Raw genomic sequence first — 15,974 nt, forward strand, 5'->3', positions numbered from 1 at the left:
CCTGTATGGAGGTGTACCGCTTGCCCCCCGGTCACCCGCCTAATAGACGTCCCGCACATACCGCTTCTCCGCGGCCAGCTGCTTCATGTACGCGGCCGCCTCCGGCTCGCTCAGGCCGCCGTGCAGGACGGCGATGTCCCGCAGTGCCTGGTCGACGTCCTTGGCCATCCGGGAGGCGTCCCCGCAGACGTAGAAGCGGGCGCCGTCCTGGAGCCAGTGCCACAGCTCGGGGCCGTGCTCGCGCATCCGGTCCTGGACGTAGACCTTGGCCCGCTGGTCGCGGGAGAAGGCGGTGTCGAGCCGGGTGAGGACGCCCTCCTGGCGCAGCGCCGTCAGCTCGTCCTCGTAGTAGAAGTCCGTGGCGCGGTGCTGTTCGCCGAAGAACAGCCAGTTCGGGGCCTTGTGCCCCAGCTCCCGGCGTTCCTGGAGGAAGCCGACGAACGGCGCGACACCGGTGCCGGGCCCGACCATCACCATCGGCGTCGACCCGTCCGCGGGAGGGCGGAAGTGCGGCGAGCGCTGCACGAACACCGGCACCGGTGCGTCCGGCTCCGCGTCTGCGAGGAACCCGCCGCAGACCCCGGCCCGCGGCTGCCCGCCCAGCCCCTCGTACCGGACGACGGACACCGTCAGCGACACCAGGTGCGGATCGACGAACGGGCTCGACGAGATCGAGTACAGCCGCGGTTGCAGCCGCTTGAGCACCCCGGCCCACTCCTCGGCCGAGGCGCGCACGGCATGCTCGGCGACCACGTCGACGGCCTGCCGCCCCCAGCACCAGCGCGCCAGCCCGTCCTTGTTGTCCGGGCGCAGCAGCGGGCGCAACTCCCGGTCGTCGCGGACGCGTTCGGCGACGAAGCGCAGCAGGTCGGGGGTGATCCGGGCGATGTCGAGATGCCGCAGCAGGGCCTCGGCGAAGGGGACCTCGCCCACTCCCGTGACCTCGACCGCGACGGACCGGCCGATGCCCGTCACCTCCAGCCACTCCTCCACCAGGGCGGGGGAGTTGACCGGACGCACGCCGAGCGCGTCCCCGGTCTCGTAAGTGAGGTCCGTTCCGCTCGTGTCGAAGGTGAACCGGCGGACCTCCTTGCTCGCGCCGGGCAGGCTGAGCAGCCGGTTGCCGGTGAGGCGGGCGGTCGTCGGGGCCGGTTTCCTCGTCTTCGGCGCCGGCGGGGCCTCGTGTGCGGCACCACTCAGTGCCGTGAGGACGCTGTCGAGCCAGGCGCCCGCCGACGGCTCGTAGTCGGGTTCGCAGTCCGTGCGCGGCGCCAGACGTGCCGCGCCCAGCTCGTTCAGGCGCGCGTCGAGCCGCCGCCCGTGCCCGCAGAAGTCGTCGTACGACGAGTCGCCGAAGGCCAGGACGGCATAGCGCACGCCGTCGAGCCGCGGGGCCTCGTGGCCGGAGAGGGTGTCCCAGAAGCCGGAGCCGTTGTCGGGTGCGTCGCCGTCGCCGAACGTGCTGGTGATCAGCAACAGGTCGGCGTCGCCCGGGAGGCGGCCGACGTCGACCTTGTCCATGCCGACCAGCGTGGCCCGGTGTCCGGTCGCGGTGAGCCGCTGCGCGGCGGCGCTCGCGAACTCCTCGGCGTTCCCGGTCTGCGAGGCCCACAGCACGACGACCTCGCGGCCGGTCCGCTCCTGGGGCGCGCTTCCGGTCCTGGAGTACATGCCGGCGAGGACGCCGTTGACCCACAGGGCGTGCTCGGGACTGAAGGGAGCGTCCGGCGGCAGCACGGGCACGCCCGGCGCGCCGGAGCCCAGGCCGGCGAGGAAGCCCGTCAGGTACTGGCGTTCCTGGGCGGACAGGACCGGGGGAGGGGCGGGGGCGAGACCGAAGAGGTCGCCGACCGGTGCGACGGAAGCGGGGGCCGGGGTGACGGCCGCGAGGGACGTCGGGGCGACGGCCGTGAGGGACGTCGGGGTGACGGCCGTGAGGGACGTCGGGGTGACGGCCGTGAGGGGCACCGGGCCGGCGGCCGTGACGGGTGCCCCGGTCGCCGTGGGGCGGCCCGCGATAGGCGCAGGTTCCGCCACCTTCGCCAGCGCCACCGCGCACACCTTGAACTCCGGCTGGAACGACACCGGGTCGACCGCGTCGCTGGTCACCGCGTTGACGCTCAGATACTCGCCGAACAGGTCGTTCCAGTGGAACGGCGCGAAACAGCACCCAGGCCGCACCCGGTCGGTCACCACCGCCGGCAGCACGGCCCGCCCGCGCCGCGAGGCGACCTCGACCCGGTCGCCGTTCACGACGCCGAGCGTGGCCGCGTCCTCGGGATGCACCTCCACGAACGGCCCGGGATTGAGCTTGTTGAGCTTGGCCACCTTCCCGGTCTTCGTCAGCGTGTGCCACTGGTGCTGCACACGGCCCGTGTTGAGGAGGAACGGGAAGTCGTCGTCGGGCAGTTCGGCGGGCGGCAGATGGGGCCGCGCGTGGAACACCGCCCGACCGCTCGGCGTGGGAAACGACAGCCCGCCTTCGACGTACCGGATCGGATTGCGCGCCGGACCGTCCTCCCGCGCGGCCGGCCACTGCACGGGCCCGGTCCGCAGCCGCTCGTATGTCACACCCCGCAGATCCCAGCCGGTCTTCGGGTTCCACGCCCGCTTGATCTCCTCGAAGACCTCCTCGGCGCTGTCGTACGAGAACCCCTCGTACCCCATCTCCCGCGCGACGGCCGCGATCAGCCGCCAGTCGGCCATCGCCTCGCCCGGCGGGTCCAGCGCGGGCCGGGCGAGCGTGAGACCGCGCTCGCTGTTGATCAGGACGCCCTCCGCCTCGGCCCACAACGCGCCGGGCAGGACGACGTCGGCGTAGGCGTTGGTCTCGGTCTCCGCGAAGGCGTCCTGCGCGACGACGAACTCGGCGGCCTCAAGACCCTCGATGACCGTCTTCCGGTTGGCCACCGAGGCCACAGGGTTGGTGCACATGATCCAGCAGGCCTTGATGTCCCCGTCCGCCATCTTCTGGAACATCTCGACGGTCCCCCGCCCGACCCCGTCCGCACGGATCGCGCCGGACGGCAGCCCCCACAACTCCTCGACGAACGCGCGCTCCTCATCGACGAGCACCGACCGCTGCCCCGGCAGCCCGGGGCCCATGTAGCCCATCTCGCGCCCGCCCATCGCGTTGGGCTGCCCGGTGAGCGAGAAGGGCCCGCTGCCCGGACGGCAGATCGCGCCGGTCGCGAGGTGCAGATTGACCAGCGCGTTGGTGTTCCAGGTCCCGTGCGTGGACTGGTTGAGCCCCATGGTCCAGCAGCTCGTCCACTCCTTGGCCTCGCCGATGAGCCGGGCCGCCCGCCGGATGTCGTCCTCGGCGAGACCGGTGACCTCGGCGACGGACGCGGGCGGGTAGTCGGCGAGGAAGTCGGGCATCGCCTCCCAGCCCTCGGTGTGCCGGGCGATGAAGTCGGCGTCCGTGTGCCCGTTCTCGTGCAGCAGGTGCAGCAGCCCGTTGAGCAGGGCGAGATCGGTCCCGGGCCGGATCTGCAGGAAGAGGTCGGCCTTGTCCGCGGTCGCGGTGCGTCGCGGATCGACGACGATCAGCTTGGCGCCCGCCTTGACGCGGTCCATCAGCCGCAGGAAGAGGATCGGATGGCAGTCGGCCATGTTCGAGCCGATGACCAGGAAGACATCCGCCTTGTCCAGATCGTCGTACGACCCCGGCGGCCCGTCGGCCCCCAGCGACAGCTTGTATCCGGCACCCGCGCTCGCCATGCACAGCCGCGAGTTCGACTCGATCTGGTTGGTCCGTACGAAGCCCTTGGCCAGCTTGTTCGCCAGGTACTGCGCCTCCAGGCCCAGCTGCCCCGAGACGTAGAAGGCGACGGCGTCCGGACCGTGCTGGTCGACGATCTCCCGCAGCCGCCCCGCGGTCTCACGAACGGCCGCGTCGACGGGCGCGGGCACCGGCTCCGCACCACGGTCGTCGCGGACGAGGGCCGTGGTCAGCCGCCCGGGCGCGGCCAGCAGGTCGGCGGTGGTCGCGCCCTTGGTGCACAGCCTGCCGCGGTTGGCGGGGTGCTCCTTGTCGCCGGAGGCCTTGAGGACGCGGCGGCGGCCGTCGGCGCCGGTCGCGACATCGAGCACGATCCCGCAGCCGACGCCGCAGTACGAGCAGACGGTCCGTATCTGCTGCGTGCCGGGGCTCGTGGTCATGCCGACGACAGTACGAATTGCCCGTTACGCGGATGTCACACGCCACGATCTTGAGGAGTTACACGCGCTGCACAGGGCGCCCACGCGCGGTGTGAGGCGGGCATGGGGGTGTACGGAAGGGGCGCCATCCGGCCGAAGTGGCCCCCGGGGATGTCGCGGTCCGTGTCGCTGTTGGGCCGAACGGGTGACTATGCGTAAGGTTTGGCCGGTGCAGACTATGAGTGCGAGCCAGTGGGGAGGGCCGGTGAGCAGGCGCGATGTCACCGACGAACAGTGGGAAGGGCTCGCTCAGGTCGTTCCGTTGCGAGGCCGGGACGCCTGGCCGTCCGCGGTCGACCACCGATCGATACCCGAGGCCCAGACCGAGGCGCGCCGCCGCTTCGTGGTCCTGCGGGTCAATGTGTTCGCGGACGCGCGTGAGGTCGCCGAGACGCTGATGGCCGGGATTCCGGTGCTGCTCGACCTCACGGGTGCGGAGACCGAGGTCGCCAAGCGGGTGCTGGACTTCAGCACTGGCGTCGTCTTCGGCCTTTCCAGCGGGATGCACCGGGTCGACCGCAACGTTTTCCTGCTGACCCCGCCGGGCACCGAGGTGCGGGGGCTGATGGAAGGGGCTGGGATGCCCGGCGTCTGAGCTGCGGCGGCGGGACGGGCCGGTCGGACGGGAGGATGCCCCTGGGGCGGCCGCCCGGTTGGTCGCTCGATCGTAGGAAGGGTGTGGGGGAGGAACGGTTCGCTCCGGTGGCGGAGGCCTACGGTCCCGGATATGACCGTGTCACCTGCGTTGCCCCTGCCGAATCGAGCCGGTCTCGCGGATTCGCCGCCAGATCGCGCCGGTCTTGCGGACTCGTCTCTGGACGGAGCCGGTTTTGCGGACGCGTGCCCGGATAGAGCGGGTCTCGCGGATTCGTCTCTGGATGGAGCTGGTCTCGCGAACCCGTGTCCGGATAGAGGCGGTCTTGCGGACTCGTCTCCGGATCGAGTGGCTCTCGCGGACTCGTCTCCGGACAGAGCCGGTCTCGCGCACCCGTCTCCGGCCCGAGCCGGTCTCGCGGACCGAGCCGTTGTCGCCGGTCCGCGGCCGGACCGGCCATGCGTCACCGAGCTGCGGCTGTCCGCGTTCGCCGGGCACCGGCGGGCCGGGTTCACGCTGGGGCCGTTGACGCTCTTCGCGGGACCGAGCGGCTCGGGCAAGTCGCGGGCGCTCCAGGCGTACGAGGCGCTGGCGCGGCTCGGGGGCGGGGCAGAGCTGGGGGAGGCGTTCCCGGATCCGGCGGCCTGCGTACCCGCGGGGGCGCGGCCCGACGCCCAGCGGCGGCGCGGTTTCCGCATCGGCTGCACGGCCGACGGGCCACAAGGACCCGTCCGGCTCGACGTCGCCGTCCAGGCCGAGCCCGAACTGCGCATCGTGGGCGAGAGGCTCACCTCAGGCGGCCTCGTCCTGCTGGAGACGGCGCTGCGCGACCCGAGCCGTCCGGCCGTGCAGGCGGCCTGGCACACGGCGGGGTCCTCCCCCGTGACCCGGGGCCCACTCCCGGACGACCGTCTCGGCACCGCGCTGCTGTCGCTGCGCGTGGCCGGGAAGACGGACGGCCAGCGCCGGGTGCTCGCGGCCGCGGAACAGATGGTGGTCGCGCTGCGCTCGGTCTTCGCCTGCGACCCCAATCCCCGCCGGATGCGCGCCCCCGTCCGGCTGGGCGCGGGCCGGCTGCTGTCGGGCTGTGACAACCTCGCGGACGTGCTGTGGCGGACGCGCGCGGAGTGCGGCCGGCGGCACGCGCTGCTGACCGCGGCGGTCGGGGCCGGCTGCGCGGGGCGCGTCGTGGACCTGCTGGCGGAACCGCTCGGCGACGGCATGGTCCGCGCGCTGATCGACCGGGGCGAGGGACCGCGTACGCCGCTGGCGCTGCTGGGCGACGGCGAGCTGCGGTACGTGGCCCTGGCCCTCGTCCTGCTCACCGGCCCGGGCGTCCTGGAGGTCGACCCGGCGGGCGAGGTGCCCCAGGCGCTGCAGACGCTCACCGTGCTGGCGGACGGCTTCGACCGCTGCATGGACCGGCGCCAGGCGCGGGAACTGCTGGAGCTGGCGGCGCGGATGTGTCAGCGGGGTCATATCCGGCTGGTGGGTGCGGTGAACGAGACGTCCTGGGCGGAGGGGGTGGATGCCGTGACGGTGGTAGACCTGAGCCCGTGACAGAGGAACCGGGGAAGCGGAGAGACCTGGATGTGGCGCGGTTGCAGCGCCGGCTCGCGGAGTTCGCCGCGGCACGCAACTGGCAGCCGTACCACACCCCCAAGAACCTGGCGGCCGCGCTCAGCGTGGAAGCGTCCGAACTGGTCGAGATCTTCCAGTGGTTGACGCCGGAGGAGTCGGCACGGGTGATGGACGACCCCGGCACGGCCCACCGGGTGACCGACGAGGTCGCGGACGTGCTCGCCTATCTGCTCCAGCTGTGCGAGGTGCTGGGCATCGACGCGCTGGCGGCGCTGGACGCGAAGATCGACCGCAACGAGGAGAGGTTCCCGAAGCCGGGTTCGGAATGAGACGGAAGGGTCCAGCGGCGAGGCGCCCGCCCGCCCGATCGTCACTCTCCGGAGTCATGGAGTTGTCCCCACTCCCTATGTTGTCCACAGATTTCGGACCAGCTCTGGCTTTTCGGCGCATGAGCCTTCACTCTGGGTAGTGGACAGCGGAGTTCGGGCGGACGCGCGGCAGCGGGTCGGGACGGAGCGGGGGCAGCGCATGGACGCGATGCGGCTCATCATGGCGAGCAGGCGCGCCCTCGCGGGGAGCGGGGACGGGCAGAGGATCATGACGGAGGCGTGGCAGGCGTACGCCTTGGCGCAGGCCATCGGCAGTCGCCTGGCGGTGTCGGGGCCGCCCGAACTGCGCGGTGAGGCGCTGGGGTTGACCGAGCTGGCGGGCAGAGGCTGCGGCGTTCTGGACACGCCGTCCCTCGACGTGGCCGACCTGCGCGCCGCCCAGCTCACGGACCTGGGTGACGCCCGCGAGGCCCTCCTCGACCTCGGCACCCTCCTCGTGGAACTGGGCATGGCCCTCGTCGCGGTCGCGAGCGCGGCGGACGACGAGGGCACGTACTGGCAGTGCATGGAGGCCATCGACGCGGCGGACGAGTCGAGGGACCGGGTCAAAGAGATGCTGCGCAGACTGGCGGCGAGGGACGGCGAGATACGGGAACGGCACAGGACGGCGGGCTGAATCGCCCGTCAGCCCCGCTCGTCGTCCGCCACCCCAGGCCGCTGCAGATCCGCATCCAGTTGCGACAGATCCGCACTGAGCGCGGCCATCAGCTCTTCCATCTGCTCCAGCAGCCCCTTCGGCTGCGCGGCGGCAGTCTCCTTCTGCGGCACCTCGTGCGGAAAGACGGCTTCCTGGGACATGACGGTCTCCTCGGCGCTGGCGCCCCGGAGGCGCGGCCGCCGGCGACGGGTGCCGGGCGGTCCGGCTCCGCACCAGCAACGATCACCGTCGCAGCCGGTCACTGACCTCGCCCGCACCGAGTATCGGGTTGACGGATTTTCACCCTGTCGGGTCGGGAGGGGCTGGTGGGACTCATGAGGTTGACGCGCGTTCGAACGTGCAGGATGGAGGTATGGATCTTCGCATCTTCACCGAGCCCCAGCAGGGGGCGACCTACGACACCCTCCTCACCGTCGCCAAGGCCACCGAGGACCTGGGCTTCGACGCATTTTTCCGGTCCGACCACTATCTGAAGATGGGCGATGTAAACGGCCTCCCCGGCCCTACCGACGCCTGGATCACCCTCGCCGGTCTCGCCCGTGAGACCAAGCGCATCCGCCTCGGCACCCTGATGACCGCCGCGACCTTCCGGCTGCCCGGCGTCCTCGCCATCCAGGTGGCGCAGGTCGACCAGATGTCCGGCGGCCGCGTCGAGCTGGGCCTGGGCGCGGGCTGGTTCGAGGAGGAGCACAAGGCGTACGGCATTCCGTTCCCGAAGGAGAAGTTCCCCCGCCTCGAGGAGCAGCTGGAGATCGTCACCGGGCTGTGGGCCACCGAGGTCGGCAAGACCTTCGACTTCCACGGGACGTACTACGACCTGACCGACTCACCCGCCCTGCCCAAGCCCGCCCAGGCCAGGATCCCGGTACTCCTCGGCGGCCACGGCGCGACCCGCACCCCGCGGCTGGCCGCGCAGTACGCCGACGAGTTCAACATGCCGTTCGGGTCGATCGAGGACAGTGAGCGCCAGTTCGGCCGGGTCCGCGCCGCCGCCGAGCAGGCCGGACGTGCCGCGGACGCCCTGACCTACTCGAACGCGCTGGTGGTCTGTGTCGGCAGGGACGACCAGGAGGTGGCCCGCCGCGCAGCCGCCATCGGCCGCGAGGTGGACGAGCTGAAGGCCAACGGCCTGGCGGGCTCCCCGGCCGAGGTCGTGGACAAGATCGGCCGCTACGCGGAGATCGGCTCCCGGCGCATCTACCTCCAGATCCTCGACCTCGACGACCTGGACCACCTGGAGCTGATCTCCTCCCAGGTCCAGTCCCAGCTGTCGTAACGCACACACGGCAGCGCCCCGGACCGAGAGACCGGCCCGGGGCGCCTGCCCCGCGGTACGTCACCGCATCCGGACCGGCAGACGGCCGCGCCCCCGGCCCTTGGCTTTCCCCGCGCCCCCGGCCCTTGGCTTTCCCCGCGGCCCCTGTGTCACGATCCCCCGGACCGGCGGAAGCCGAGGGGGAGTCATGAGGGGGAGCCATGGCGCACTACCACCGCATCGCGGGCCAGGAACTCGGCCGGCTCGCAGCACTCAGCGACGGCATCTTCGCCGTGGCGATGACGTTGCTCATCCTCGAACTCAAGGTCCCCGCCGAGCGCGCATGGGACGAACGCGCCCTCTGGCAGCCGGGCGCCGTCGAGCAGGAGGAGCCCGTCGCCCACGTACTCACCCACGTGGGCCCCGAGTTCGCCGTGTGCTTCCTCGGCTTCCTCACCCTGGGGATGTTCTGGCTCGGGCAGCAGACTCAGCTCTCCCGTATCGAGCGCAGCGACCGGACCTTCGCGTGGATCCACCTCATGTTCCTGTTCGGGGTCTCCGTGATGCCGTTCGCCACCGGCCTCATGACCGCGTTCACCTCGTCGCGGCTGGCGCTGCTGGTGTACTGGGCCGATCTGCTGTTCCTCGGGCTGGCGCAGCTTGCCGGGCTTCGTTACGCCGAGCTCGCCGGACTGCTGAAGGCGGACACGACGACGGAGGACCTGCGGGCGATCCGCCGCAGGATCGCCGTCGTCCAGGCCTTGTACGCGGGTGCGGTGCTCCTCGCCGTGTTCAGCACGTACGTGTCCATCGGTGTGATCATCCTGCTCCAGATCAACTCCGCCCTCTCGCCCCGGATCAGGCCCCTGAACCGGTTCTGACCCGGGATGCGGGGGCGGTTGCCAGGCACGGGCGCTCAGGTCGGGTGCGGCATCGACGCAGGCGAGGGTCCACGGCACACCCTGCACGCCCGGCCGACGGAGGACTTCCACCGCCAGAAACGGGCGGCGTCCCAGCCAGGCGAAAACTCCCTGGCTGCGGGAGTTCCGGGCCGCGATACTCGTACACGTGTTTCTGATGATCTCCACCACCGGCGACGAAAAGAACCCGGCGACAGACCTCGGCTTCCTGCTGCACAAGCATCCCGAGAAATCGCAGGCGTTCTCCACCTCCTACGGCACGGCGCACGTCCTCTACCCCGAGGCGGATGCCGAGCGCTGCACTGCGGCGCTGCTGCTGGAGGTCGACGCCGTGGCACTGGTCCGGCGCGGCAAGGGCAAGGGCCGCGGCGGCGCCCCCGACGCCGCGCTCGCCCAGTACGTCAACGACCGCCCGTACGCGGCCTCCTCCCTGCTCGCCGTCGCGCTCAGCAGCGTGTTCTCCAGCGCGCTGCGGGGCGTGTGCAACACCCGGCCCGAGCGCGCCGAGCGGCCGCTGCCCCTGCGCATCGAGATACCCGCGCTGCCCGCCCGGGGCGGCCCCGGCCTCGTACGCCGTCTCTTCGAACCGCTCGGCTGGACGGTCACCGCCGAACCCGTGGCGCTGGACACCGAGTTCCCGGAGTGGGGCGACTCGCGGTACGTGCGCCTCGTACTGGAGTCCGAGGCGCTGACCCTGGCCGAGGCCCTGCGCCATCTGTACGTCCTGCTCCCCGTCCTCGACGACGCCAAGCACTACTGGGTCTCCTCCGACGAGGTCGACAAGCTGCTGCGGGCCGGCGAGGGCTGGCTGCCCGACCACCCGGAGCAGAAGCTGATCACCAGCCGTTACCTCTCGCGCCGCTGGTCGCTGACCCGGCAGGCGATGGAGCGGCTGGAACTCGTACGTCTCGCGGAGGCCGATGACAGCGAGGTCGAGCAGATCGACAACGCGGTCGAGACGGAGAGCGAGACGGAGGAGAAGCCGACCCCGCTCGCGGTGCAGCGCCGGGACGCGATCGTCGCGGCGCTCAAGGAGTCCGGCGCCGGGCGGGTGCTCGACCTCGGGTGTGGCCAGGGCCAGTTGGTGCAGGCGCTGCTGAAGGACGTCCGTTTCACCGAGATCGTGGGCGTCGACGTGTCGATGCGGGCGCTCACCATCGCGTCCCGGCGGCTGAAGCTGGACCGCATGGGGGAGCGGCAGGCCTCGCGCGTGACGCTGTTCCAGGGCTCGCTCGCGTACACCGACAGCCGTCTCAAGGGCTACGACGCGGCCGTGCTCAGCGAGGTCATCGAGCATGTCGACCCGCCCCGGCTGTCCGCCCTGGAGTACGCGGTGTTCGGCTCGGCGCGCCCCCGTACGGTGCTCGTGACGACCCCGAACGTCGAGTACAACGTCCGCTGGGAGACCCTCCCGGCCGGCCACGCCCGGCACGGTGACCACCGCTTCGAGTGGACGCGGGAGGAGTTCCGGGCCTGGGCGGGCACGGTGGCCGAACGGCACGGCTACGACGTCGAGTTCAGGCCGGTCGGGCCGGACGACCCCGAGGTGGGGCCGCCCACGCAGATGGCGGTGTTCAGGATGACGGCAGCGAAGGAGGAGAAGGCCGCATGATCGAGACCCAGCCCCTGAAGGGGCGCACCCTGCCCGTCACCGACCTCTCCCTCGTGGTGCTGATCGGCGCCTCCGGCTCCGGCAAGTCCACCTTCGCCCGCAGGCACTTCAAGCCGACCGAGGTCATCTCGTCGGACTTCTGCCGAGGCCTGGTCGCCGACGACGAGAACGACCAGAGCGCCAGCGGTGACGCCTTCGACGTGCTGCACTACATCACGGGCAAGCGCCTCGCGGCGGGCCGTCGTACGGTCGTCGACGCCACCAGCGTGCAGCAGGAGAGCCGCCGCCAGCTGATCGACCTGGCCAAACGGCACGATGTGCTGCCCATCGCGATCGTGCTCGACGTCCCGGAGGAGGTCTGCGCCGAGCGCAACGCGGCCCGCACGGACCGGGCCGACATGCCGCGCCGGGTCATCCAGCGCCACACCCGTGAACTGCGCCGCTCGCTCAGGCACCTGGAACGCGAGGGCTTCCGCAAGGTGCACGTCCTGCGCGGTGTGGAGGAGGTCGAGAACGCGACGGTCGTCACCGAGAAGCGCTTCAACGACCTGACCCACCTCACCGGACCCTTCGACATCATCGGCGACATCCACGGCTGCTCGTCCGAACTGGAGACACTCCTCGGCAAGCTGGGCTATGTCGACGACGTGCACCCCGAGGGCCGTACGGCGGTCTTCGTCGGCGACCTGGTGGACCGCGGCCCCGACAGCCCGGGCGTGCTGCGCCGCGTGATGTCGATGGTGGCGTCGGGCGACGCGCTGTGCGTGCCGGGCAACCACGAGAACAAGTACGGCCGCCATCTGCGCGGCCGCAAGGTCCAGCACACGCACGGACTCGCCGAGACCATCGAGCAGATGGAGGGCGAGAGCGAGGAGTTCAAGCAGCGGGTACGCGAGTTCATCGACGGCCTCGTCAGCCATTACGTCCTCGACGGCGGCCGCCTGGTGGTCTGCCACGCCGGTCTGCCGGAGAAGTACCACGGCCGCACCTCCGGCCGGGTCCGCTCGCACGCGCTGTACGGCGACACGACGGGGGAGACGGACGAGTTCGGCCTGCCGGTGCGTTACCCGTGGGCGGAGGACTACCGGGGCCGTGCGGCGGTGGTCTACGGTCACACGCCGGTTCCGCAGGCCACGTGGCTGAACAACACGATTTGCCTGGACACGGGCGCCGTGTTCGGCGGCAAGCTGACCGCGCTGCGCTGGCCGGAGCGGGAACTGGTCGACGTACCGGCCGAGCGGGTCTGGTACGAGCCGACCCGGCCGCTGGCCACCGAGGCACCCGGCGGCCACGACGGCCGTCCGCTGGACCTGGCCGACGTGCACGGCCGCAGGGTGGTCGAGACACGGCACGCGGGCCGGGTGTCGGTCCGGGAGGAGAACGCGGCGGCGGCCCTGGAGGTCATGAGCCGTTTCGCCGTGGACCCGCGGCTGCTGCCGTACCTGCCGCCGACCATGGCCCCGACGGCGACCTCGCACGTGGACGGCTACTTGGAGCACCCGGCCGAGGCATTCGCGCAGTTCCACGAGGACGGTGTCGCGCGGGTCGTGTGCGAGGAGAAGCACATGGGCTCGCGGGCGGTGGCGCTGGTGTGCCGGGACGCGGAGGCCGCGCGCAAGCGGTTCGGGGTCGAGGGTCCGACGGGCTCGCTGTACACGCGCACCGGGCGCCCCTTCTTCGACGACGAGGCGGTGACGGAGGAGATCCTCGGGCGGGTACGGTCGGCGATCGGCGATGCGGGCCTGTGGGAGGAACTGGAGACCGACTGGATCCTGCTCGACGCCGAGCTGTTGCCCTGGTCGCTCAAGGCGTCGGGGCTGCTGCGCAGTCAGTACGCGGCGGTGGGAGCCGCGTCCGGGGCGGCGTTCCCGGGTGCCCTGACCGCGCTCGAGGGCGCGGCGGCGCGGGGCGTCGACGTGACGGACCTGCTGGCGCGCCAGCGTGAACGGGCCGCGGACGCGGCGGCGTTCACGGAGGCGTACCGCCGGTACTGCTGGCCGACGCAGGGCCTGGACGGCGTCCGCCTGGCCCCGTTCCAGCTTCTGGCGGTCCAGGGCCGCAGCCTCGCGGCCCTGCCCCACGACGAGCAACTGGCGCTGCTCGACCGGCTGGTCGAGCACGACGGGACCGGGCTGCTGCAGACGACCCGACGTCTGTACGTCGACACGGGCGACCCGGAATCCGTCCGGGCCGGTGTCGACTGGTGGCTGGAGATGACGGGGCGGGGCGGCGAGGGGATGGTCGTCAAGCCGGTGGAGGCGGTGGTACGCAGCGCCGCCGGCCGCCTGGTGCAGCCGGGCATCAAGTGCCGGGGCCGCGAGTACCTCCGTATCATCTACGGCCCGGAGTACACGCGCCCCGACAACCTCGCGCGCCTGAGGCAGCGGTTCCTGAACCACAAGCGCTCGCTGGCGATCCGCGAGTACGCGCTCGGCCTGGAGGCCCTCGACCGGCTGGCCGAGGGCGAGCCGCTGTGGCGGGTCCACGAGGCGGTGTTCGGGGTGCTGGCTCTGGAGTCGGAGCCGGTGGACCCCCGCCTGTGAATCAATCGCCGGACGGGCTGAATCTTTCAGCCCGTCCGGCGATTGAGGACGAGGCCGTCAAGGCCGACAGCGGGGGTCTGGGGGCGGCAGCCCCCAGGTACGGGACGGGTAGGGGCGGCGGGGGCGAAAACCACTCCGCCCCACCACCCTCAGCCCACCAGCCGCAACCGCTCCCCGCACACCCCCACCCCCACCGACTGCCCCCACGTCAGCTCCACCGCGTCCCCCTCCATCCCGTCCCCGAAGGCGATCAGCCGCTCGGACTCGACGGTGAGTCTGAGCCGCGCCGACGCCGTGAGTTCGCCCGCCACCCTGGCCGTACCGGTGGCCGGGGACGGCCAGGCCTCCCGTACGAACCACAGCAACCGTTCCTCCGTGGGCCCAGGCAGCCGCAGTCCCGCGCCCCGCTCCTGCCACACCGACCGGATCCATCCGGTCGCCCCCGTCCCCGTCCCCACCAGCACTCCGGACGAGGCCTGGGCCTCGACGACACCCCCGTCGCCGTCGAGGCCCAGGCGGTACCGGGCCGTCTGGTGGCCGGCCGCCCCGAGATAGATCTCGTTCAGCGCGACCAGGCGCTGACTGTCGTCCGCGACGGCCTCGACCATGGTGAGTTCGTCGACGCCCGTGCCCCGCGCGAGCACCGCAGGCAGCAGCACCGCCGCCTGCTCCGGCCGGTGTCGCACCAGCACCCCCGGATTGCGCCCGGGATCGGTGTCGATCCCCACCACCGGCTGCCCGGCAAGGTATTTGGCGACATTCGCCACCAGCCCGTCCTGTCCGACCACGACGACCACGTCCTCCTCGGCGAACAGGAAGCGGTCCAAGTCGCCGCGTTCCACACGAGTCTGACGCCACGTCAACGGCACTGCGGCCGCCACTTCGGCGAGCGCCCGCCGCGTCCGGTGGTGCCGCTCGGCGACCTCCCCGATGTCACGGCCGCGGGAGGAGAGGAAGAAGGCCGCCTGCCCGTGCGTACCGTGCCGGGCCACCAACTCCTCGTACTCCGTGGTGCGATGGACGAGGACGATCCGCGGGGCGAGACTCACGCCCGCTCACCGGACCCCAGCCTGGCGAGCAGTCCCGTCAGCACGTCCGGCGACACCGTCACGCTGTCGATCCGCGGCAGGTTCTCCGCCAGCCGCGATCCCGTCAGCGCGTGCAGCGTGGTGACGTCAACGTCCGCGTGCACCCGCAGCCAGGCCGCCTGCGCCTGGGCCCGCGCCTCACCCACCTCGCGCGCCCCTTCGGCCTTCGCCCGGGCGAGTCGTACGGAGCGCGCCGCCTCCGCCTGAGCCAGCCGTTCCGTCCGCTGCGCCTCGGCGTCGGCCAGCCGTACCGTCCGCGCCGCCTCCGCCTGGGCGCGCACCTCGTCGGCCGCCGCGTGCTCCTCCGCCTCGCGTCGCGCGTTCGTCCCGCGCTGTTCGACCAACTGCTCCTCGCGGCGGGCGAGTTCGATCTGGCTGGCCAGTTCGTTCTCGGCGATGGCGCGCTCCCGCTCGACGGCCACGGCCCGGCGTTCGTACGTCGCCCGGTCCGCCTCCTGCTGGATCCGCTCGCGCGCCGGGGTCCGCAGCGCCCGCTCCACCTCGGGCTCGGGGCGCAGCGCCACGACCCGGACCGCGACCACCTCGATCCCCGTCGCGGGCAGCCGGGGCTCCTCAGCGAGCCCGGCCGCGACCCGCTCCCGCACCGCCGCGACCCCGTCGACCAGGGCCGCCGACAGCGGCGTACGGGCCAGGACGTCCAGCGCGTGCTGCTGGGCCGCCTCCGTCAGCAGCGTCGAGAGCTGCTCCAGCGGCGCGCCCCGCCAGACGCCCGTGTCCGGGTCGATGGAGAAGTCCAGGCGCGCCGCCGCGAGGCCCGGGTCGCTGATCCGGTACGTGACCGTCGCCTGGACCGCCACGTCCTGGAAGTCGGACGTACGGGCATGGAACGTCATCGCCAGTTCGCGGTCGTCCACGGGAACTTCCGAGAGCGCGGCGGTCAGCGAGCGGTACCAGAAGCTGAGCCCCGGCCCGTCGTGGACCAGGCGACCCGCCCGGTGGTGCCGGATGTGCGCGGTAGGTGCGCCGCGCAGATGACGCCAGCCGAAGCGCCGCGTGATGTCGGCCATGTGTGCCATGCCCCCCTCGTTGCGAGTTCCTGAGCGTGACCCGCTCTTCTCGTCATTAGGACGATAAGCGTGAGGCCCGCTTATCGTCAAGAGGACGAAATT

Annotated in this window: 12 protein-coding genes; 8 read left to right on the forward strand and 4 right to left on the reverse strand. The window is 71.9% G+C overall.

All coding sequences use genetic code 11. The features are described from left to right. Positions 1-39 precede the first annotated feature (39 nt). On the reverse strand, positions 40-4,164 hold the full coding sequence (locus Q2K21_RS10165; RefSeq protein WP_310769125.1) for a molybdopterin-dependent oxidoreductase: 4,125 nt from the start codon (positions 4,162-4,164) through the stop codon (positions 40-42). Between the two features lie 217 nt (positions 4,165-4,381). Here Q2K21_RS10165 and Q2K21_RS10170 point away from each other — a divergent pair, with 217 nt between their 5' ends. The 4 genes from Q2K21_RS10170 to Q2K21_RS10185 all read left to right on the forward strand — a co-directional run bounded on the left by Q2K21_RS10170 (position 4,382) and on the right by Q2K21_RS10185 (position 7,384). Beyond that, positions 4,382-4,798: a cell division protein SepF gene (locus Q2K21_RS10170; protein ID WP_310780792.1), complete on the forward strand. Its 417-nt coding sequence runs from the start codon at positions 4,382-4,384 to the stop codon at positions 4,796-4,798. A gap of 471 nt (positions 4,799-5,269) precedes the next feature. Continuing rightward, complete coding sequence (locus tag Q2K21_RS10175; RefSeq protein ID WP_310780795.1) at positions 5,270-6,358, forward strand: AAA family ATPase; 1,089 nt, start codon at positions 5,270-5,272, stop codon at positions 6,356-6,358. Then, a complete protein-coding gene (locus tag Q2K21_RS10180; protein ID WP_310769126.1) occupies positions 6,355-6,708 on the forward strand; it encodes a nucleotide pyrophosphohydrolase in 354 nt (117 codons plus the stop codon). Before Q2K21_RS10175 ends, Q2K21_RS10180 begins: the two co-directional genes overlap by 4 nt. A gap of 199 nt (positions 6,709-6,907) precedes the next feature. Then, positions 6,908-7,384 carry a DUF6099 family protein gene (locus Q2K21_RS10185; RefSeq protein WP_310780798.1) on the forward strand — a complete coding sequence of 159 codons (477 nt, stop codon included), beginning with the start codon at positions 6,908-6,910 and terminating at the stop codon, positions 7,382-7,384. Positions 7,385-7,392: 8 nt separating this feature from the next. Here the strand turns inward: Q2K21_RS10185 and Q2K21_RS10190 are convergent, their stop codons facing one another. Then, positions 7,393-7,566 carry a hypothetical protein gene (locus Q2K21_RS10190; RefSeq protein ID WP_310769127.1) on the reverse strand — a complete coding sequence of 58 codons (174 nt, stop codon included), beginning with the start codon at positions 7,564-7,566 and terminating at the stop codon, positions 7,393-7,395. 212 nt (positions 7,567-7,778) lie between these two features. Here Q2K21_RS10190 and Q2K21_RS10195 point away from each other — a divergent pair, with 212 nt between their 5' ends. From Q2K21_RS10195 to Q2K21_RS10210, 4 genes are all read left to right on the forward strand, one after another. Then, positions 7,779-8,702 (forward strand): LLM class F420-dependent oxidoreductase, encoded by a 924-nt coding sequence (locus Q2K21_RS10195; RefSeq protein WP_310769129.1) that lies wholly within the window; start codon positions 7,779-7,781, stop codon positions 8,700-8,702. Between the two features lie 200 nt (positions 8,703-8,902). Then, entirely contained in the window at positions 8,903-9,562 is a 660-nt protein-coding gene (locus tag Q2K21_RS10200) for a TMEM175 family protein (protein ID WP_310769131.1), read from the forward strand. A gap of 187 nt (positions 9,563-9,749) precedes the next feature. Further along, entirely contained in the window at positions 9,750-11,213 is a 1,464-nt protein-coding gene (locus Q2K21_RS10205) for a 3' terminal RNA ribose 2'-O-methyltransferase Hen1 (protein WP_310769133.1), read from the forward strand. After that, positions 11,210-13,756, forward strand: coding sequence for a polynucleotide kinase-phosphatase (locus Q2K21_RS10210; RefSeq protein ID WP_310769135.1), 2,547 nt, complete (start codon positions 11,210-11,212; stop codon positions 13,754-13,756). Before Q2K21_RS10205 ends, Q2K21_RS10210 begins: the two co-directional genes overlap by 4 nt. A 149-nt stretch (positions 13,757-13,905) precedes the next feature. Here the strand turns inward: Q2K21_RS10210 and Q2K21_RS10215 are convergent, their stop codons facing one another. Both Q2K21_RS10215 and Q2K21_RS10220 read right to left on the reverse strand, forming a co-directional pair. Continuing rightward, on the reverse strand, positions 13,906-14,805 hold the full coding sequence (locus Q2K21_RS10215) for an NAD(+)/NADH kinase (protein ID WP_310769137.1): 900 nt from the start codon (positions 14,803-14,805) through the stop codon (positions 13,906-13,908). Next, on the reverse strand, positions 14,802-15,872 hold the full coding sequence (locus tag Q2K21_RS10220) for an SPFH domain-containing protein (RefSeq protein WP_310780801.1): 1,071 nt from the start codon (positions 15,870-15,872) through the stop codon (positions 14,802-14,804). The genes Q2K21_RS10215 and Q2K21_RS10220 overlap by 4 nt, the downstream gene beginning before the upstream one ends. Between the last annotated feature and the right edge of the window lie 102 nt (positions 15,873-15,974).

The organism is Streptomyces sp. CGMCC 4.7035 (assembly GCF_031583065.1).
Classification (GTDB): domain Bacteria; phylum Actinomycetota; class Actinomycetes; order Streptomycetales; family Streptomycetaceae; genus Streptomyces; species Streptomyces yaanensis.